The following is a 20,212-nucleotide window of genomic DNA, read 5'->3' as shown; positions in this document are numbered from 1 at the left end:
CGGCGATGCGGCGGTGGCGGGTGTTCCGCCGGCCGTCATGACGGCGGTCGCGAGTACGAGACCGAACGCCAACGCCCGGCCGATCTGCCGACGGCGGGGGCGTCGCGTCGTCACACTCCCGTGGCCGGGAGGTTTCGTCGTCATACGGTTCGTCCTTTCCGCTGCGTGCGCAGTGGTTGTTCGGGGGGTGAGATCCTTCGACGGGCGGCTGGCACCGCCGGACCGTGAGAGCGCTCTCTCGAAGAAGGTGCAAGACTTGTATCAAGCGTTAAAGGAATTGACATGTTTCTATCGCGTGAACTGGTCGAAGCACAAGTACACGAACCGTGTCGGCCGGGCGGGTCCTGTGGATCGTCATGGCAAACGAGAAGCGGCTGAACGCCGCTGACCGATGTCCAGCGGGATTGGGCCACGCCGGGTTTCGTGGAGTTGCGGACTACTGACGGTGTCCGGGCGGCAGTTCGCCCACCGGTGCGACGGTGTGTGTTCCGCGGCTAGTGCAGCGCCACACGGCTATCTTGTTCTCCCGCTCGGCGAGCAGGCCCCGGTCGTGTACGGGACAGGGGGGCCACATCTTCCACGTCGCCTCCACGACCACGTCCTGGGTGGCGTCGGCCACGTCTCGGAGGTCTCCTCCGGGCCAGAGGCCGTTGCCATGGCAGATGCCCCGGAACTCCACCCGCGCCATGCCCATGCTGTCCCGGTCGGAGGCGATCATCCGAAGCGTCCCGGTGATCCCCGCGGCGCGGAGGTCACGCTCCACGACCTCCAGCGCCTCCTCCAGCGGCACCAGCAGGCCCGGTTCCAGGGCGAAGGTCGGCCCGAAGCCGATCCCGTCGAGAAGGGCCTCGCCCAGCCGGGCCAGGTCGGCGGCCGTCAACTCGGCGGCGGGGCGTTCGAGGAGTGCCCGCGTGACGGGAGGGGGCACGTCCCGCTCCTCCGTCAGGCGGGCCAGCTCGACGAGGGGCTTGGCGTCGAGACCACCGTCACGCAACGCCGTGTAGACGCGGACACTCAGCTCGTCGACGGCTTGGTCGAGCTCATCGTCCTGCTCGCGGGGAGGCATGCCGCAGTGTCTCCTGCCCCCCGAATCCCGGCAAGCGAGATTCCGCCCATCGTCGATGGATATCCGATGGCCGGTGCCACCCGGGGACAGGCGGTCGTCGCCGCTGCCCGCGACCGAGTCGGCCGACGTTTCCGAGTGCCGGGTGGAACGGGCTGGAACACGATGTCCCGCCTCACTCAACGAGGCCGGCAGTCCCGGTGGGCACGGCTACTGGGAGTTCGAAAGCGCGATGAAGCCGGGGTGGTGCATCGGCGTCAGTCAGTGGTACGCGGTCGGCGCACGACTCGAACTCGATGCCCGCGGCGACGACTGGACGAAATGGGGGAACCTCTACGCCGACAACGACACCCGTCCGAACGGGGGCTGGTACAACGTCTGGCAGAACAAGAGAAGCGCGGGTGCCCCAAACGATCGGGGACTTTGCATGGAGCTCGAAGGCGATGCCACGAAAAACGGTACGGACGTCATCGCGAATCCCTGTGACATCAACGAGGGTGCCCAGAGGTGGCACACCAGGGATCTGTGAGGCCGGGCCGCACCGATCGCTGAGCGTCCTACGGGCGTGGCCGCCATCCGTACCGCCGCGCCCATCACGCCGGTCCCGCTCGGCAGAGCCCCTCAGGGCAGCCGGGTGCGGTCGGCATCCCCGCCTCTGGCCGGTATCGGCCTTTCCCGGGCGGTCCCAGGTCGATCTTTCGGGCCCCCGGGGCCGGGGGTGGTCCTCCGGCCCGGGGTCAGCCGGAGACGTTCCGGCGGCGTACGAGGACGACCATGACGCCGACGGCGGCCAGCGCTGCGGCGGCGATGATGCCGATCTGGAGGGGGAGGTCGTCGGACGAGCTCTCCTGGGCGGCGCGTTCGGCCAGTGCCGTGGTGGACGCGGGTGCGGTCGCGGCGGGGAGCTTGATGTCCTGGGCCTTCACGGTCGTCGACTTGCTGCGGGCCTCGGCGGGCTTGGTGGCGGTCACGGTGACCTTCCACTCGCCCGCGGGGAGCGGCTCGGCCGCGTTGTAGAGGTTCTGGCCCTCGGGCGCCGACTTCAGCGGGATCGGGCCGAAGGTACGGCCGTCGGCCGCCTTCGCGAGCAGGGTCGCCGCGACGATGTCGGTGACCGGGCGGCCGTCCTTCTTCCAGGTGAAGAGCACGTTGACGTTGCGGGCGCCGTCTCCGGCGACCTCCAGGGCGATGGGCGAGCCGGGCGCGGCGGTGGTGGTGGCGGTGATGGTGGCGGTGATGGTGGCGGGCGCGGCGGAGGCGGCCGGGGCGCCGAGCAGCAGCCCGAGCCCGGCCAGCAGGACGGCCGCGGCGTATCTCGGGGCCTTGTTCACGGGGTTCACGGGTCGTGACTTCCTTCCGGGTTCAACAACGGGGTCGGCGACAGGTTCAACGACGGGTTCGGCGACGGATTCAGTGACAGGTTCGGTGATGAGGTCGCGACGGGTTCGGTGATGAGGTCGGCGACGGGTCTGGCGTCGGCGGGTCCGGCGGGTGTTCGCCGGGCCCGCCGACGCCGGAGCGTGAGACGGGGTGCCCCGCGTCGTGGGGCACCCCGGCCACGAGATCCATCGGGGGTGCCGGGCTCAGGGAAGGAGCCCGGCACCTCCTGGTCACGGCCCCGACCAGAGGTCACGCCCCTGGTCGGGGCGGTGGCCCTGCTTACACGGGCGTGCCGCCGTTCGCGACGATCAGGGCGTTGGCGTCACGCAGGAACGTGGCCTTCGCCGTCGCGTTGGAGACGATCTTCGGGTCGTTGACCGCTTCGATGAAGCGCTCAAGCTTCTTGACGATCTTCTTCTTGTCGCGCTCGCGCTCCTTGTCCTCGGACACCATGACCTTGGAGATCTTGTCCTGGAGCTTCGCGGCACCGGTGGCCGTCAGCTGCCCGGCCGCCTCGAAACGCTCGATCAGGGCGGAGATGTCGTCGGTCGAGGTGACCGTCTTGAAGGTGATCGTCTGCTCGGACGTGCCGCCGGACTCGGTCTCGACGGTGACGGTGAGCGTGTGCTCGCCCAGGGCCAGCTTGTGGAGCTGCTGGACGGTCCCGGACGTGAACGGCCGGCCGTCCAGCTTGCCGGTCACGGTCTTGACGCCGGTCCCGGCGACCTCCCAGGCGATGGTGAGGTCCTGGCTGTCACCGTACTCGGTACCGTCCGCGACACCGGAGATGAGGATGGTGGGCGCGGTGCCGCCGTCCTCGATCTTGATGGTCGCGGCCTTGGTCTCCTCGACGTTGCCGGCCTTGTCGGTGGCGCGGTAGCGCAGCTCGTGGTCGCCCGCACCGGTGACGTTGACCGTCGTGGTGTAGGGAGTCCAGTCGCCGCTGTCGAGGGCGTACTCGATCTTCTCCACGCCGGACGTCGCGTCCGCCGCGGCGAGGGTCACCGGAACCGTGCCCTGACCGACCGGGAGGAAGTCCGCGGTCGTGGTGGGCGCGGTCGCGTCGACCTTGACGGCGAGCGTCTTGGTCGCCTCGACGTTGCCCGCCTTGTCGACGGAACGGTACGCCAGGGTGTGGTTCCCGTCACCGGTGATGACCACCGGCTCCAGGTACGTGGTCCAGGCACCGTTGTCGAGCTGGAACTCGGTCTTGTCGACGCCGCTGCCCTGCGCCTCGTCGGCGCCGGCCAGCGTGACCAGGATCAGGCTGTTGAACCATCCGTTCGCCGGCTGGGCCGGGTCGGGGGTGGCCGTCGTCGTCGGAGCGGTCGAGTCGTCCGTACCGCCGCCGCCGCCGTTGACGCGGAAGTAGTCGAACTTGACCGTCTTGGACGCCTGCTGGGCGGTGCCGATGGTGTACACACCGATCTTGCCGCTACCGACGGCGGTGTTGGTCACCGCCTGCGCGAACTCGGTCCACGCGGTGCCGTCGGCGGAGTAGGAACCCTTGAAGCCGGTCCCCTCCTTCTTCAGGCGGAGGTGCCAGACGCCCTGGGTGAGCGAGCCGATCTGCGGCTGCGGCTCCTGGACGACTCCGGCGACCTCGCTGCGCAGCTCGATCCGCCGCGACACCGCGGAACCCGCGGTGTTGTCGACGACGTAGTCGAGCTTCACGTAGTCGTCGTCGCCGGTGTAGACGATCAGGCCGCCCTGCTGGTACTGCTCGTTCAGCGCCGACCCGTCGACCTTCGTCTCTATCGTCCAGTCGCCGCTCGGCGCCGTCTGCAGGATGAAGTTCTTCGGAGCGGTGTTGCCGGTACCGAAGATGTCGCCCGTCTGGGTGTCGATCTCCAGGTTGCCGCCGGTGACCCGGGCGGCCGAGCTGTCACCACGGACGATCGCGTTCCAGCGGCAGGTGTCGATGGACGAACCGTTGAACTCGTCGCTCGGCTCGGGGTTGCCGGCCGTGTCGTCGGGGGTGATGTGGAACCAGTCGAAGGACGCGTCCACGACCGGGCGGTTGCCCGTGCTCGCGAGGGCGAACATGCCGACCCTCGGGTTGCTGATCCCGGCGAGCGCCTTGGTCTGCGGCATCGCCGTGAAGGTGGTCCCGTCCGCCGAGTAGTGGGCGGTGAGGTTGGTGCCGTCGCTCATGAACCGCACGTACACCGTGTCGGGGTACGCGTCCCCGAGGTTGGCCGTGTTGCTCTGCGACACCTCGTTGGGCGTGCCGTTCTCCTCCCGGATGAACTGGAAGATGCGGGCGGCGTGGTCGTTGGTCCCCCGAGCCTGGAGCACCATCTTGGCGTAGTTGTTGTCGTCGCCGTACACGATCAGACCAGCCTGCTGGTACATGTCGCGGGCGTTCAGCGTGACCTTGGTGGTGGCCGTCCAGGCCCCCTGCGGCGTCGGCTGGAGCACGAGGTTGGTCGTGTTGCCGGGGCCGGAGCCGTAGATCTCGGTGAGCGACGTCGGCAGGACGAGCTTGCCGTCCTCGACCTTGAGGTTCTGGTCCTCACGGACGACCGTCCAGCGGTCCCGGTCGAGCGAGGTGCCCAGGAAGTCGTCGGAACGACCGGTCAGGCACGCGGTGCTCGGCGGGTCCACCTTGATGGAGATGGTCTTGCTCGTCGAGGCGCCCTTGGCGTCGGTCACGGTCACCTTGGCGGTGTACGTGCCGGGGGCGGTGTAGGTGTGGCTCGCGTTGGCGGTGGCCGGCTCCGGCGAGCCGTTCACGCCGAAGTTCCACTTGTACGTGAGCGGGGTGTTGTTGTCGGGGTCGGTGGCGGTCGAGGTGAAGTCGACCTTCAGCGGGGCGATGCCCGTGGTCGGGGTCGCCGACGCGGTCACCGTCGGGCGCTGGTTGTCGGTGGCGCCCTGGCCGATGAAGTCGACCCAGTTGAAGTTGAGCAGGTAGGCGTCGTTGGCCGCGCTCGCCGGCTTGCGCACGATGAAGAAGAGCGGGCCGGTCGTCGCCGGGACGTTCGTCAGGTCGACCGTGACGTCCTTGTACGTCTGCCAGCCGCCGGTCGGCGTGATGTCGACCGAGCCCACCAGGGTGCCGGTGTCGGCGTTGCCCGCCTTGATCTGCACGGTGCCGCCGGCGCCGCCCGAGGAGACCCGGAACCGGACCTGGGAGATGCCGCCCAGGTTGATCGGGGTGTAGGCCCAGTAGTCGCCGTCGTTGGTGAAGCCGATGTTCTGGGCGCCGCCCTGGGGGTCGGCGCCCGTCTCGGTCTGGACGCCGGGGGCGTCGGTGCCGACGCCGCCCGCGACCCGGCCGGTCGAGGAGAAGTGCTCGGCCTGCTTGCGCTTGGGCTGGAGGATGACCTCGGCCCGCCCGGTCAGCGACTGGCCGCCACCCGAGCCGCCCTTGTCGGCGTAGGTGGCCTCAAGGATGTAGAACAGGTTGTCGTCGATGCCGTGGCCGCTGTCGGACAGCGTCTGGATCGTGCCCTCACAGCCCTCGTGCTGGTCGAGCGGGTGACCGTGGCTGTCGTGGCCCAGGTACGCCTGGATCTTGACGTCGTCACAGTCGACCGTGCCGTCCTCGGCGTCGGTGACGGCGATCTTGTAGTTCACCTGGTCGCCGAACTCGAAGAACGCGCCGTTCGGCGGCAGTTCGAAGGTGACCACCGGACGGGTGTTGCCCGCCGTGATCGGCAGGTTCGCCGTGCCGCTGAGGCCGTCGGCGTTGCTGACGGTCAGGACCGCGCTGTACTGCCCGGCCTCGGTGTAGGTGTGCGAGGGGTTGGCGGCGGTCGAGTCGGTGGTGCCGTCGCCGTCGAAGTCCCACGCGTAGGTGATCGGCTTGCCGTCCGGGTCGCTCGATCCCTGGCTGGAGAACTGCACGGTCAGCGGGGCCGGGCCGTCGGTCTTGTCCGCGGTGATGCGGGCGACCGGCGGGCGGGTGCCCTTGGCGTACTCGATGCGGTAGATGCCGGAGTCGGCGTTGTCGCCGCCGAAGCCGGAGCCCCACTCGATCAGGTACAGCGCGCCGTCGGGACCGAACTTGATGTCCATGGGGCGCTTGAAGCTCAGGGAGCTCAGGATCTGGTTGATCTTGATCTGGGTGTCGCCGGCCTCGTTGAGCTGGAACGAGAACATCTTGTTCGTGTTCCACTCACCGAAGATCGCCTTGCCGTCCCAGTAGGCCGGCCACTTGACGGGCGACTCAAGGTCGGCGTCGTAGCGGTAGACCGGGCCCGCCATCGGCGCGCCGCCGTTGAGCTCCGGGAAGGAGTTCGGGTTGGTGGCGCCGGTGTAGGGGATCGCCGCCGGGATCATCGGGGGCAGGTTGGTCAGGCCGGTGTTGTTGGGCGAGTCGTTCACCGGCGCGGCGCAGTTGTAGGCCGCGCCCGACGCCTTGGTGGCGAAGTTGTAGTCGATGTACGGGGTGTTGTCGCCCACGCAGAACGGCCAGCCGTAGTTGCCCGGCTTGCTGACCAGGTTCCACTCGACGGTGCCCCGGGGACCGCGGGTGGCGCTCGCGGCACCGGCGTCGGGTCCGTAGTCGGCCACCATGACGTGACCGGTCTTCGGGTCCAGGCCGATGCGGAACGGGTTGCGGAAGCCCATGCCGTAGATCTCGGGCTTGGTCTTGTCCGTGCCCGCGGGGAACAGGTTCCCGGCCGGCACGGTGTAGGTACCGTCGTCCTGCGGGGTGATGCGCAGCAGCTTGCCGCTCAGGTCGTTGGTGTTGCCCGAGGTGCGCTGCGCGTCCCACGAGGACCGGCCCGCCTGCTCGTCAGTCGGCGTGTAGCCGTCCGAGGCGAACGGGTTGGTGTTGTCGCCGGTGCCCAGCCACAGGTCGCCGGTCTTGTGGTCCATGAGCATGCCGCCACCGTGGTGGCAGCACTCGGCCCGCTGCACCGGCACGTCGAGGACGACCTTCTCGCTGGAGAAGTCGAGCGCGTCGCCGTTGACCGTGAACCGGCTCAGCCGGTCGACGTTCTGTCCCGTCGGCGAGTAGTAGAGGTACAGCCACTTGTTGGTGTCGAAGTCCGGGTCCAGCGCCAGGCCGAGCAGGCCGCTCTCGTTGGCGGTGAACACGTTCAGGTGGCCGGCCGTCACGGTGGAGCCCGTGGTCTTGATGATCTTGACGTCGCCCAGGCGGTCGATGTAGAAGACCCGGCCGTCCTTGGCGATGTCGGTCATCATCGGGTTGGCGGTGTTGTCGTCAAGGGTGACCTTGTCGAAGCTGCCGCTCTGCGAGGCCGAGCAGTCGGCCTTCTCGGCGCCCGCCGCGGTCTTGATCCCGCCGAGGAGCATCTTGGTGAAGTTCGGCTCGGCGAAGCTCTCCTTGGTGTGGCCGAGGCCGGTGTACCAGGAGCGTCCGCCGTCGTAGTCCTGACACCAGGAGATCGGGTGGTCGATGCCCTGCGTGGAGCCGGTGTAGGACTTCTGGTCCATCGACTGCAGCACGTGCACGCTGGTGCGCGGGTTTGCCTGGAAGTCGTACCACTCGTCGACGCGGGTCCACGAGGTGGGCAGGTGCGAGGTCGACGGGTGGGCGAGGTCCTCGGTGACGACCTTCGCCTGCTGGGTCGCCGGGTGCGACTTGAAGTACGCGCCGACGAGCTTGCCGTACCACTCCCAGTTGTAGCCGCTGTCGGAGGCCGCGTGGATGCCCGCGAAGCCGCCGCCGTTCTGGATGTAGCGCTCGAAGGCGGCCTTCTGGTCCGGCGTGGTGACGGGGTCACCGGTCGTGGACATGAAGATGACGGCCTGGTACTGCGCCAGGTTGGCGTCGGTGAACTGCGCGCTGTCCTCGGTCGTGTCGACCGCGAAGTTGTTCTCCAGGCCGAGCTTCTGGACGGCGGCGATCCCCTCGGGGATCGAGTCGTGCCGGAAGCCGCTGGTCTTGGAGAAGACCAGCACCTTGAAGGCGGGGTCGGCGGCGTTCGCCGACGTCAGGGACGCGGATGCGTTCGCCGGCGACGTCATGAGTGTGAAGACGGGTACCAGGGGCAGGACGAGGGCGAGCGCCACCGTCGTCGCCGTCCGGCGTAGGAAACGGTTTTCGGTTTTCGGCAGGATCTTGGAGAACCTGGCCCACGTTCGAGAACGTGGTGACATGGGTGATTCCTTCCCTGACTGGGGGGTGTCAGGCAAAGCGCGCGCCGCCGCACTGGTGCCACTTATGACATGAAATTGGGTATTGCAGTGGCTGGAGGGTGCTACCTCCAGGCTTAGGGGGCCGTCAGATGACCGACAGCCGGGGGGGTGGATCCATGATCATGGTCGGATGGTCGATGAGCCGGTTCACCACCATGCTCGCGGCGCCCCGTGAGGCGGCGCCGAAGCCGAGGTCGGAGGCGACGAACCGGCACTGGTTGGCGGAGCCGGCCACGACCAGCCGTTCCAGCTCCGCCTGGGCGTGCGGCAGCAGCCATTCGGCGAGCGTGGCGAAGTAACCACCGACGACGATCACCCGCGGGTTGAACAGGTTGGCGAGGATCGAGCCGCCGAGCCCGAGCCACCGCCCCACCCGCGCGACCGCGTCCATCATCCGGTGGTCGCCCGCGGCCAGTCCTCGGGCGATCTCCGTCGCGTACTCCTCGGGGTCGGACGTCGACGGTTCGGCCGGTTGGTACGCCCGGTCGGGCATGGCCGTCCGTACCAGCGCCGCCAGCCCCACCTTGGTCTCCCAGCAGCCGTGCCGCCCGCAGCCGCAGCGGGCGCCGCCCGGGTCGACCGGCAGGTGCCCGACCTCGCCGGAGAAGCCGTCCGCGCCGCGGAGCAGCTTGCCGTCGACGAAGATGCCGCCGCCCACGCCGACGTCGCCGGTCAGGTAGACGAGATGGGGGGTGCCGGCGGCGACGCCGGAGGTGTGCTCGGCCACGGCCGCGAGGTTCGCGTCGTTGTCCACCGCGACTGGAACGCTCCACGGGCCGAGTGAGGCCGACAGCCGTTCCGCCAGCGGCAGGTCGCGCCAGCCCAGGTTGGGGGCGAACGTGACGACGCCGCGTGCCACGTCGACCAGGCCGGGGACCGCGACCCCGAGACCGGCCGGGACCGCCTCGGCCCGTTCCATCGCCTCGACGGCCTCCAGCGCCGTCCGGCCGAGCACGCGCAGCGCGCGGTCCGGCCCGCCGGCTATGGCGTCGAAGCCGACCCGGCGCTCCACGAGGACCCGGCCGCCGAGGTCGGACCCGTGAACCGAGATGTGGTCGACGTTGATCTCCAGACCCAGCGCGCCGATGTGCGCGCCGTGCAGGGCGAGGGGCCGCCGGGGACGGCCGATCGCGCCGACGTGCTCCGTGTCGACCTCCTGGACCAGCCGCCGGTCGACCAGCTGGGACACCAGGTTGGAGACCGTGGCCCTGTGCAGGCCGGTCACCTCCGCGATGTCGGCCCGGGACTGGCACGCGTTGTCCCGCAGGTGACGCAGGACCAGCGAGAGGTTCGTCTGACGGACCATGGGAGAGCTGGTCGGCAGGGCGGTACCGGCCGCGTACGGGAGGTTGTGGTCCTGGTTCACGCGAGGCACCGCCTTTCGTTTGTCTCGGCAATTAACTAATGAGGTTTGTAACACGCACGTGTCCGGTGTGCACCTTATTGCGAGGTAACGAGTTGACATCTTCGGATATGCGCAGGTAGACGGGTTGGGTGCTCGGTAGTTGGACCGTTACATTTGCACCGTTCACCGCTTCCGGAGGGTGTCGGGGTCTCGCGCTCGTTCCCGGCGGTCCCGGGTGGAGGCTCTGGGCGAGGGGTTAAGGCCAGCCGTATCGTGGGCCCAGCTCGACCGCATCGCGGCCCGCAGGCCGACCGCATCGTGGCCCTCAAACCGACCGCATCGTGGTCACGGGGTCGACCGGGTTGTGGTCCCCGGGTCGACCGCATCGTGGTCCCCGGCGCGACGGAATCGTGGTTCGCGGGTCGGTCGCGTCACGGCCCGCAAGCCGGCTGCGTCGCGGCCCGTGCCACCGGCTCGCCCGGCCCGCTCCGGATCGCCGCACGGGAACGGGCACGGCTCGTGAGCCGTGCCCGTTCCTACTTCCGTTCCTGCTTACTGCTTACTGCTCACTGCTTCCTGTTTCTGCTCCCGCTCTAGCGTCCGTGCCCGTTCGGTCGGAGGTCAGAGAGCCTCGTCGTCGGTGACGATGAGGCGGGTGAAGCCGTTCCCGATCGTCGCGTTCGTCGGCACGGACGCGACCACCTGGTACGACTGCGCGGCCGTCGCGGGTGCGGTGTCGCCCGCGATGGGTACCTGGAAGGTGGCCGACCTCGCCCCGACGGGGATGACGACCTGCTGGGCCAGCGCCGTGATCACCGGTGCGGTGCCGGTGGCGATCGACTGGACGTTGACCGTCACCGGCTTCTTGCTCCGCCCCGACAGCGTCAGCGTCATGGTTGCGGCACCGGGACCGTCACCCTCGGGGACGGTGAGCTCCTGGAGCGAGACCTGCGGCAGCTCGTCCAGTTCGGCCTTGCCCACGCGGACGTCGGAGAACGCGAGGTCGCCCAGGTACACGCCGCCGGTCGGGCTCGCGCCGGTGAGGCGGACCTCCCGCACGTCACGCAGATCGACCCCGTCGAAGGACGACGTCGGGACGCGTACCGTCCGCAGCCACGTCTTGGGGAGCGGCGAGACCGTGCCGGGGAACGGCGTGAGGGCGTCACTCACGCCGGAGACCAGCACGGTGCCGGTCGTGCCGCGACCGTCGACGACGGTGACCGCGAGGTCGACGTTCCCCGTCGTGGGGCCTGTCGCGTTCTCGTCGAGGGCGGCGCGGAAGGTCAGCGCGTCGCGGCCGTTGACGTTCCGCGACCCCGCGGGCAGCGGGACGCTCACCTCGCCGGTGGTGTCGGTCCAGGCGAACCGCAGGACCGGCGTGGCGGTGACGTTCCCGGCGTACGTCGCGGGCGTCCAGGACGGCGCCTGCGACGTGGTCAGCCTGGTGGCGCAGGTGGGCACGCCGCTCTGCGGCGAGCGGTCCAGCATACCGGCGCAGATCACGCCGGTCGCCGCCCCCGAGACCGTGAAGGGCGACGACGGCGACGTGAAGGGAGCCACGTCGAGGCGCTTGTCGGCCTCGGCCTGCGCGACCGTGTGGACGACCGCGCGCCCGGCCGACGCCGGGACGGCGCCGGTGCCGTCGAACAGCGGGAGCAGCCCCTGCTCCCCGCCCTGGACGAGCCGGAAGAACCCGGCGATGTACGCCGTGCCCACCGCGTACTGCTCGGCCGGGGTGAGCCGGCCGGGGGCGGCGGTGCTGCCGCAGACCGGGTCGTTCCGATTGCTCCAGTCGTCGGACGCCGGCGCGACGGCCACGCCCGGTGTCCACTCGGTGTTGAAGAAGTTGTGGTTCGTTCCCATGATCATGAGGGAGGAGCGGAACGCCTCGTCCTTCTCGAAGGCGTACAGGGAGTCGTCGTAGAAGTGCTGGCCCTGCTGGTTGGAGACGTCGCCGTCGCAGTACGGCAGGAAGACGGACATCGGGATGTTGGGCAGGGTCGCGCGGGCGAAGTCGGTGGGCGCGAGCGGGAGGACCGCCCTGATCCCGTACGGCGTGGGACGCCCGGCGTTGAGCAGCGCGGCCTTGACGACGCCCTCACCTCCGCGCGAGTGACCCATCAGGCCGATGTCGTCCATGTCGAGACGGCCCTCGAAGAGCTCGACGAGCTTGCCGTCGCCCGCCCCCTTCGTCGCGTCGGCGAGCAGGTCGAGGTGGCGCATGACGACCTCGCCGCGCGCGAGGGCGCCCCGGTCCTCGCTGAACGGGTTGTCGGCGGCGTTGACGCCGTTGGCGCTGACCGACACGACGGCGTACCCGTGGCCGGCGAGCACGTCGGCCGGGCCGTCGTACCCGGTGAAGCTGAGGATCGGCTGCTGCCCGGCCGGGCACGGCCAGGTGCTGTTCGACGTCTGGCGCGTGACGGGGTTGTAGCACGCGGAGTGGCGGCCGTGCTGGAAGACGACCAGGGGAAGCCTGCCGGTGGCCTCCTTCGGCAGGTACACCTTCGCGCGGATCTCGGCCTGCCTGCCGCCGAGGCCCGCGAGGGTGATGGCGGTGTCGCCGAGGTCGTACTCGTCGTGGACGACGGTGTAGCGGCCGGGGGCCGCCGGGTCGATCGGCAGGGGAGGAGTGCTCGGCCTCCCCTGCCGGGAGGGCGCCGGTTCGGGAGCGACCCTCGCGGTGGGGGCGGCCTCCGAGGGGACCTCACCGTTCCAGGCCACGTCGACGGACGCCGGAGCGGCGGCCTTGGGGTCGGACGTGGTGATCGTCAGGGTCGTGCCGTCCGGCGACTCCACGGCGGGGCCGAGTGAGGCGCCGTCGACGGCGAGTTCCGGTATGGCGTCCCGTACCGGGAGCGGCTCGGCGAGCCGGAGTGTGATCTTGTAGCCACCCTCCGCGGTCTCGATCGACCAGGTGCCGTCTTCGCCGGTTCCCGATACGGGCGGGTCGGCGTGGGCGGGTCCGGCGAGGAGCATCGTGGAGACGAGTGCGGCGGCCGTGGTTCCGGCGAGCGCCCGTGCCCTGACCTGCGCGTACAAGCGCATGTTTTTCCCTTCAAGCAATGCCCCAGGCGGTGCTTACGTCCGCATTGGTGGGGTTTTTGCATGTACGACCCAAATCAGATCGCGCATGATCGCTTGCGGGGGTTACGGGGTTTTTGCAAGTCTGTAAATGACATTCGGGGATGACCGCTGGAAAACCGCCCGCCAGGTCCGTGCCGGACGCCCGCGAGCCGCGCCGGGCGTGACTAGGCGCGCCAGATGGCGGCGAGCTGACGGGTGGCCAGGCGGGCCGGGATCGCGCGCAGCAGGGTGTCACGCGCCCAGGCGGCGGCCCCGGTCCGCGAGGTCAGCCGTGACTGCCGCTCCGCGGCCCGCATCAGCCGGTTGGCGCGCGGGCGGCGGAGCGCGTCGTAGCGCAGCAGCCGCCCGGCCACCTCGGCGGGTCCGGCCCCCGACAGGTGGCGGGCGAACGCGGCGGCGTCCTCGAAGGCCTGGCTGGCGCCCTGCCCGAGGTCGGGCGTCATGGCGTGCGCGGCGTCGCCGAGCAGCGCGATCCTGCCGGTCGCGAACGTCGGCAGCGGCTCGGCCAGGCAGGCGATCGGGTCGACGTGGACGTCGCCGGCCGCGGTGGCCGCCAGCAGCGAGGGGACGGCCGGATGCCAGTCGGCCATCAGCGCCAGCATCCGCTCGCGCGCCTCCGCGGGCCCCGGGACGGGGTCCGGCAGCACGGAGTCGGTGAACCAGTACAGCCTGTCGGTGCCGATGGGGAACAGCCCGAACATCGCCCCGGTGCGCCGGTCGATCAGGATGCCGGCCAGCAACTCCTCCACGTCCAGCCCCGCGGGGCGGGGCAGGGTGCCGCGCAGGTCCATGCGGCCGATCCTGCGCGACCCGCCGTGACCGGGGAACAGCTGCCCGCGCAGCCTGCTGCCGATCCCGTCCGCCACGATCACCGCGTCCGCCTCGCCGACGCGCTCACCGCCGCTGAACACCGCTACTCCTTCCATGCTGGGCTCCAGTCGCTCCACCGGTGTCGCGGTCCTCACCGTCTCGGCGGGCAGTGGGGCGCGCAGGACGCGGTGCAGCTCCGCCCGGTCGGCCACGATCATCGACCCGACCTCACGCTGGGCGCGCACGGCGTCGGTGATGAGCAGCGGCCTCCCGCGCCAGTCGCGCAGCCCGGCGTTGCGGGCGGGGATGGACCGCCCTCTCATGTCGTAACCGAGCTCCTCCAGAGCCCGGAGCCCGTTGGGCATGATCACCACGCCGGTGCCCGCCTCGCGGAGCTCGGCGCCCCGCTCGTAGAGGGTCACCTGATGCCCCTGGCGGTGCAGGCCCACCGCCGCCGTCACCCCGCCCAGCCCCGCACCGACCACGACGACGCGCATGGCGCCCCTCCATTCACTACGGTCGTACTACTACGGTTATTGGTAGCATGGCCGGGTGCCGCCCACCAACCCAGCCCGCCGCCAGGTCCTGACGGACGCCGCCATCGACCTGCTGGCGACCTCGGGGGTGCACGGGGTGACCCATCGCGCGGTGGAGAGGGAGGCGGGGCTGCCGACCGGCACGGCGTCCAACTACTTCCGCAGCCGCGAGGCGCTGCTGGTGGCCGCCGCCGAGCGGGTGGTCGAGCTCCACCTGGCCGACATGGACCAGGCGGCCGGGCACCAGCCCGCGAGCGGCGCCGACCTGGTGGAAATGCTGACCGAGTCGCTGTTCACGGCGGCGACCACGCTGCGCCACCGCTATATCGCGATCTTCGAGCTACAGCTGGAGGCGGTGCGCCGTCCGGCGCTGGCCGCGGCGCTGGCCGGGCTGCAGGAGGTCGCGGTGCGTTTCACCGCCGGGCATCACGACCAGCTGGGGCTGAGGATCGCGCGCGAGAAGGTCCCCGCGCTCATCGCGCTCTACGGCAGCGCCCTGTTCGCCCTGGTCAGCGCGCCTCCCGGCAGTGTCACCCGGCCCGTCGTCGAGGCCATCGCCGACACCATGGTGTACGGCTCGGCCACACCGGACGACTAGCGCACGGTCGCGGCCGAGGTGCTCGCGCGGCCGGTCGGCGGGTCGGTAACCTCTCGCGGCCCGGCCGCCGGGAGGCGCGGACGGCTTCGCGGTCCGGCGGGAGATCGTCGAGGACGTGGCCGGAGCGGGTTCCGCCGGTTAGCGCGCCCACGGGGGGTTGGCCCCGGCCACCGAGCAGGTGAGCGAGGCGACCCGGGCGGCGAAGGTCGCGGCGTCCACCGCCCGGTCGAGGTCGAGCCGGTCGAGCCGCCCGCCGAGCAGGCCGGAGGCGTGCAGCCGATGCAGGAGCCCGGCGGTGAAGGAGTCACCGGCGCCGACGGTGTCGACGACCTCCGTGGGCGGTGTGGGGACCGTGGCGCGCTCGCCGTCGACGGAGACGAGCGCCCCCAGCGGGCCGCGGGTCACCACGACCAGGCGCACCCCCGCGTCGTGCCAGGTGTCGCAGACCCGCTCGACCGGTTCGCCGGGGTGGATGTGCTCCAGGTCGTCGTCGCTCAGCTTGATCATGTCGGCGAGCGCGCACCACCGGGGCATCCGCTCCCGGTAGACGGCCGGGGCGACGAGCACGGCCCGCACGTTGGGGTCGATCGAGATCGTGGCGCGGGTCGCGGCCGCCGCCAGTGCCTCCTCGACGACCTCCGCGCCCGGCGCGCGGACCAGGGCCAGCGAGCCGGTGTGCAGGCAGGAGACGTCACCGACCCGCTCGGCGGTCAGCTCCGCCGCGCTCCACGCCCAGTCGGCGGCGCCGTCGGCGTGGAAGGAGTAGCGGGCCCGCCCCGACTCGTCCAGGGTCGCCACCGCCAGGGTGCTCGGCTCGGGGGCGTCGACGCAGCCGGTCAGGTCGACCCCGGAGGCGCCGAGGTGCGCGCGGAACAGGGCGCCGAAGGAGTCGCCCGACAGGCGTCCCAGGAAGCGGGTGGCGGTGCCGAGGCGTGCCAGGGCCACCGCGGTGTTCGCGGGACCGCCGCCGGGCAGGACGCGCAGGGCGAGTTCGTCCCGCGCGCCGCCCGGGGCGAGGGCGTCACCGGCGGTGGAGCCGGGCGTCGAGGACCCGGGCGTCGTGGAGCCGGGTGTCGAGGACCCGGCCGCGGGGGAGCCGTCCGGGGGGAGGGTGTTCGCGGAGGAGCCGTCCGTGACGAGGGTGTTCGTGGCGGGGTCGTTCGTGACGGAGCCGCCCGAGAAGGGGGCACCCGTGGCGGAGCCGTCCGGGGGTGAGGCGCCGTCCTTGGTGAGAGCGCCGCTCGTGGCGAAGGCGCCGCTTGTGGCGAAGGCGTCGGCGACGCACTCGCCGAGTACGGCGACCTGGGTGGAGGGCATGATCCCCGCCTTTCCGGGAGGTGTCTCCTCGACGGCGTTTCCTGAAGACGGCTTCCCGGGTGCGGCTTCCTGGAGACGACCTCTTGAGTACGGCTTTTCGAGGTCGGCCTCCTGGGGGCGGCCTTTTGAGAACGGCTTCCTGGAGACGGCTTCGTGGAGGCGGCTTCTTGGAGACGGCTTCTTGGAGACGGCGCGGCTGGTGTTCCGGCGACACCGCCGGTAGCAGTCTCGCCCATGTGGACCACGAGCGGGCCACGAATGAGCCGCGCGCCCGGTCAGGTGGTGACGACGCCGGAGGCGCCGTCGACGGTGATCTCCTGGCCGGTGACGATGTGCTCGGTCGCCCCGCTCACCCCCACCACGGCCGGGATCCCGTACTCGCGGGCCACCACGGCGCCGTGGGAGTTGGCGCCGCCCATCTCCATCACCAGGCCGCCCGCCGTGAGGAACAACGGCGTCCAGCCGGGGTCGGTGGAGGGACAGACCAGGATCTCCCCGGGCTCCAGGTGGGCGCCGACCGGGTCGAGGACCACCCTGGCGACCCCGGTGACGGTGCCCGCCGAGGCCGGGGTGCCGGTCAGTTCCCCGTCCACCGGCGCCCGTACGGAGACGGCCTCCGGCTCGGTGCCGTCCGACAGCAGGACGCGAGGGACGTGCCTGCGGCGCAGCTCGCGGGCGGCCTCCTCGCGCCGCCGCGCCACGATCTCCGCCGGTGCGAGTCGCGCGGCACCGCCGGACGGTGAGGTGACGGTCCGCGCCGGTGCGGAGACGAGATCCGGTCCGGTGCCGGGCACGTGACCGGCCGTGGCCGGATCCGAGGTCTCCCGGGCGGCCGGAGCCGGGGTCTCCCCGGCGGGGAGATCGGCGAGGGCCGCCCTGGCCTCGCGGAAGGTCAGGAAGAAGACGTCGTCGGCACGGGACAGCGGCCCGCGCGCCGCCAGCTCGGCGCCGACGGCCAGCAGCTCGGCCCGCATCGCGGCCAGCGCGGTCACCATGGCGTACTTGGGCATCTCGCGCAGGCCCGCCAGCGCCCGGGTCCTGCCGAGCGCGAAGCGGACGAACCGCCCGCGAACACCTCCGGCGCGCCCGCTCAAGGTCTTGATCATGAGAACGGCCTCGGCGGCGCCCTTGGCGAACAGGGCGTCGGGAGCCAGGGCCGGGTCCTCCAGCCGCAGGTAGTTGGCGAGGACACCGATGATGTGGGTCGGGTCCTCCGACCAGCGCGGCAGCCCGAGGTCGATCTCGGCGACCGCCCTGACGCCGTAGACGGAGAGGAAGTCCGCCAGGCCCCGCTGCGCGACGCCGGGGAGCGACCCGGCGCGGAAGCGCTCGGCCAGCTCGGCGGCGGGGGTGCCCAGCAGCAGGGAGGCCGACTCGCTGTCCTCGCGAACGCGGGTGGCCAGCCGCCACAGCGCCAGGTCCATCTCGGTGGTCACGTTGTGGGGGAGCCCGCGCAGGACCGTCTGCAGCTCGCCGGGCCTGGCCCGGTCACCCAGCGCCTTGGCGGCCAGCCCGAGCATCACGAACCCGGCCGCCGCCGCCGGGGCGATGGTCGGCAGCAGCGGGAAGATCTGACGGCTCAGCACCCGCTCGACGTGGTCGAGGCGCTGGGCCGGGGTGGCGTCCCCGGGCGCGGCCAGCTCCCTCCGGAGGCGCGCGTCCAGCAGCTCCACGTCCCGGTGCGCCGACGCGGGGTTGACCAGGGCCCGTACGGCACGCCGTGGGACGCGGAAGCGGGACGCGATCCTGACCGCCCGGCGAAGGGGCGGGCGGAGCGAGGGCTGGGTGACGCTGAACCGGGGATCGTCGAGCAGGCCGCGCAGCACCTTCGCCGACCGGGCCTCCATCACGTCCAGCACCCTCGGGAAGGCCACCCGGCCCACCCTGCCTCGCATGAGGCCGGTGACGTCGAAGAACAGCCGCCCGCCCGACTCCGCGATGACGGGAGCCCCGGCGACCCGGTCGGCCACCGGGATCCCCAGAATCCCGAACGCCGACGACGACAGCAGCCTGAAGGCCGACATGCCCATGGGGGTGATCGGCCGGTAGAGGCCCTGGGCCAGGCTGAAGCAGAAGTAGACCCGCGTGCCGTCGGGCTCGAACCCCCGGGCGCCGGTTTCTCCCGCGCCCGTGCCGCCCGCCGCGGGCGACGGACTCGCGGACGGCTCCGCGTGGTGGGGGATCGGGTGGAGCGTGGTGATGGGACGCGACTGGGTCAGCCAGAGGACGCCTCCGGCGTCGATCGCCCACTCGGTGTCCTGGGGTGCCCCGTAGTGCCGCTCGACCCGGTCGCCGAGCGCGGCCAGCGCCGCCAGCTGCGCGTCGGTGACACAGGCGCTCTCCGTGGATTCTGCGGATCCTGCGGACTCCGGGGAGGCCGTGGGGCTCGCGGGCGCCTCGACGTGCTCGACGCCGCCGCCCGCCATTGACCGCACGGCCAGCCGCTTGTCGCCGAGGCGGCGTTCGGTGATCCGGCCGGTGGCGGTGTCGACCACGAAGTGGTCGGGGTTGACCGCGCCGGAGACCACGGCCTCGCCGAGACCGGGACTGGCGTCGATCACCGCCTCGCGCCGCCGCCCGGTGACCGGGTTCGCGGTGAACATCACCCCGGCCACCTCCGACTGGACCATCTCCTGGACGACCACCGCCAGGCGCACCGTGTCGTGGCCGATGCCGTTCGCGGCCCGGTAGGCGACGGCCCGGTCGGTCCAGAGCGAGGCCCAGCACCGCCGGACCGCGTCCAGCACGGCGTCGGCGCCGATCACGTTGAGATGGGTGTCCTGCTGCCCGGCGAAGCTGGCGTGCGGCAGGTCCTCGGCGGTAGCGGAGGAGCGGACCGCGACGGGACCGTCCGCGCTGTCCCGTACGGCGCTCGCGATGTCGTCGGGGACCGGCGCGGTGAGCACGAGCCCTCGGGCCTTCGCGGCGAGCGCGTTCAGGGCGGGGACGTCCCCGGAGGCCGTCGTGGCGAGCGCCGCGAGCACCCCCTCCAGCCCGGCCCGCTCGGCGACCCTGCGGTAGGCCTCGGTGGTGACGCACAGGCCGGGGGGAACGGGGAAGCCGGCGGTGGTGAGCACGCCGAGATTGGCGGCCTTGCCGCCGACCAGGGGCAGCATCTCCGCCCCGATGTCACCGAATCTCAGGATGAGCGGGATGAGCGGCTTGGGCATGGGTGCGTCGTCTCCTTGAGGCTTCGCCGAGAAGCGTCATGGCCCGGGTCACGAGCTCGCGTTCCTCGGCGGTCAGATGGGCCATGACTTCGAGCTGGGCGTCGGCCCGGACGCGCTCGAACGTGCGGAGGAAATCGGTTCCGGCCGGGGTGAGGGCGATCCGCCGTACCCGCCGGTCGCCGGTGTCCTCCCGGCGGTCGGCCAGCCCTCGCCGTACGAGCTGGTCGACCAGGCGGCTGGTGGCCGAGACGGACCGGCTGATCCGTCCGGCGAGCTCGCGGAGGGTCGGGGCGACCGGTTCGTCGATGGTGTAGAGCGTGGCGACCTGGATCATGGAGGGCTCGTCGCCCTCGAACCCGCTCAGCAGGTGGAGCAGCAGACCGGGGATGAGCGCCCGCCGGAAATCGCCGATGTCGTCGGCCAGCCGGTCACGCTCCGCGCCGTCCACGGGGTTCATCGGACAACTCCTTGCATCACTGCAACTAATGCGCTGCCGCAAGGTTAAGCCGGAGAGGGAAAGAAGTCAACAAGTGATGAAATTAACCCACGGGGCGGCCGTCGGGCCTCGCGAGGTGCCGGGTTCGCGGGAGGGCACGCGGTCCCCGGTGGGTCGCCGTCCAGCCTGGATGTGGCGGCGCATGTGGAAGTGGACGCAGCGCCGGGGACGTGGTGCTGAATACGGGGCTGGGGACAAGGCCGTACAGCACGAGGCCGGCCCCCTGGGGAGCCGGCCGGGTTCGAGCGTGAAAGACCGATCGGGTCGGTGTCAGTGCCGGGTCGGTGTCGGGT

11 protein-coding genes are annotated in these 20,212 nt (G+C 71.2%); 2 read left to right on the top strand and 9 right to left on the bottom strand.

All coding sequences use genetic code 11. The features are described from left to right. Positions 1 to 436: 436 nt before the first annotated feature. Entirely contained in the window at positions 437 to 1,066 is a 630-nt protein-coding gene (locus tag ACSC1Q_RS14600) for a hypothetical protein (protein ID WP_436759236.1), read from the bottom strand. Positions 1,067 to 1,139: 73 nt separating this feature from the next. On the opposite strand from ACSC1Q_RS14600, the gene ACSC1Q_RS14595 reads away from it, so the two are divergent. Then, positions 1,140 to 1,592 (top strand): RICIN domain-containing protein, encoded by a 453-nt coding sequence (locus tag ACSC1Q_RS14595; RefSeq protein WP_436759235.1) that lies wholly within the window; start codon positions 1,140 to 1,142, stop codon positions 1,590 to 1,592. Between the two features lie 208 nt (positions 1,593 to 1,800). Here the strand turns inward: ACSC1Q_RS14595 and ACSC1Q_RS14590 are convergent, their stop codons facing one another. The 5 genes from ACSC1Q_RS14590 to ACSC1Q_RS14570 form a co-directional block, all read right to left on the bottom strand. Further along, complete coding sequence (locus ACSC1Q_RS14590) at positions 1,801 to 2,403, bottom strand: hypothetical protein (protein WP_436759234.1); 603 nt, start codon at positions 2,401 to 2,403, stop codon at positions 1,801 to 1,803. Between the two features lie 319 nt (positions 2,404 to 2,722). Further along, positions 2,723 to 8,521, bottom strand: a complete 5,799-nt coding sequence (locus ACSC1Q_RS14585) for a ThuA domain-containing protein (protein WP_436759233.1) — start codon at positions 8,519 to 8,521, stop codon at positions 2,723 to 2,725. Positions 8,522 to 8,645: 124 nt separating this feature from the next. Beyond that, positions 8,646 to 9,926: an ROK family protein gene (locus tag ACSC1Q_RS14580; protein ID WP_436759232.1), complete on the bottom strand. Its 1,281-nt coding sequence runs from the start codon at positions 9,924 to 9,926 to the stop codon at positions 8,646 to 8,648. Positions 9,927 to 10,526: 600 nt separating this feature from the next. Further along, complete coding sequence (locus tag ACSC1Q_RS14575; protein ID WP_436759231.1) at positions 10,527 to 12,953, bottom strand: alpha/beta hydrolase; 2,427 nt, start codon at positions 12,951 to 12,953, stop codon at positions 10,527 to 10,529. A gap of 203 nt (positions 12,954 to 13,156) precedes the next feature. Next, on the bottom strand, positions 13,157 to 14,299 hold the full coding sequence (locus ACSC1Q_RS14570; protein WP_436759230.1) for an FAD-dependent monooxygenase: 1,143 nt from the start codon (positions 14,297 to 14,299) through the stop codon (positions 13,157 to 13,159). A 55-nt stretch (positions 14,300 to 14,354) separates the two neighbouring features. Between ACSC1Q_RS14570 and ACSC1Q_RS14565 the strand changes: the two genes are divergently transcribed. After that, positions 14,355 to 14,936, top strand: a complete 582-nt coding sequence (locus ACSC1Q_RS14565; RefSeq protein WP_436759229.1) for a TetR/AcrR family transcriptional regulator — start codon at positions 14,355 to 14,357, stop codon at positions 14,934 to 14,936. 138 nt (positions 14,937 to 15,074) lie between these two features. On the opposite strand, the gene ACSC1Q_RS14560 is transcribed toward ACSC1Q_RS14565, so the two are convergent. From ACSC1Q_RS14560 to ACSC1Q_RS14550, 3 genes are all read right to left on the bottom strand, one after another. Next, positions 15,075 to 16,253 carry a carbohydrate kinase family protein gene (locus tag ACSC1Q_RS14560; RefSeq protein ID WP_436759228.1) on the bottom strand — a complete coding sequence of 393 codons (1,179 nt, stop codon included), beginning with the start codon at positions 16,251 to 16,253 and terminating at the stop codon, positions 15,075 to 15,077. A 275-nt stretch (positions 16,254 to 16,528) separates the two neighbouring features. Beyond that, positions 16,529 to 19,423 carry a PEP/pyruvate-binding domain-containing protein gene (locus ACSC1Q_RS14555; protein ID WP_436759227.1) on the bottom strand — a complete coding sequence of 965 codons (2,895 nt, stop codon included), beginning with the start codon at positions 19,421 to 19,423 and terminating at the stop codon, positions 16,529 to 16,531. Further along, a complete protein-coding gene (locus ACSC1Q_RS14550; RefSeq protein WP_436759226.1) occupies positions 19,383 to 19,880 on the bottom strand; it encodes a MarR family winged helix-turn-helix transcriptional regulator in 498 nt (165 codons plus the stop codon). The genes ACSC1Q_RS14555 and ACSC1Q_RS14550 overlap by 41 nt, the downstream gene beginning before the upstream one ends. Positions 19,881 to 20,212: the final 332 nt, after the last annotated feature.

It is taken from the genome of Streptosporangium heterodermiicola, from assembly GCF_051390675.1.
Lineage (GTDB): Bacteria > Actinomycetota > Actinomycetes > Streptosporangiales > Streptosporangiaceae > Streptosporangium.
Note: the sequence above shows the minus strand (reverse complement) of the source record. Positions and strands in the feature narration are given on the sequence as shown.

Coding starts and splice junctions, on each gene's coding strand:
- ACSC1Q_RS14560 (WP_436759228.1), bottom strand. CDS start 16,253: ATGCCCTCCACCCAGGTCGCCGTACTCGGCGAGTGCGTCGCCGACGCC.
- ACSC1Q_RS14555 (WP_436759227.1), bottom strand. CDS start 19,423: ATGCCCAAGCCGCTCATCCCGCTCATCCTGAGATTCGGTGACATCGGG.
- ACSC1Q_RS14585 (WP_436759233.1), bottom strand. CDS start 8,521: ATGTCACCACGTTCTCGAACGTGGGCCAGGTTCTCCAAGATCCTGCCG.
- ACSC1Q_RS14600 (WP_436759236.1), bottom strand. CDS start 1,066: ATGCCTCCCCGCGAGCAGGACGATGAGCTCGACCAAGCCGTCGACGAG.
- ACSC1Q_RS14575 (WP_436759231.1), bottom strand. CDS start 12,953: ATGCGCTTGTACGCGCAGGTCAGGGCACGGGCGCTCGCCGGAACCACG.
- ACSC1Q_RS14570 (WP_436759230.1), bottom strand. CDS start 14,299: ATGCGCGTCGTCGTGGTCGGTGCGGGGCTGGGCGGGGTGACGGCGGCG.
- ACSC1Q_RS14550 (WP_436759226.1), bottom strand. CDS start 19,880: ATGAACCCCGTGGACGGCGCGGAGCGTGACCGGCTGGCCGACGACATC.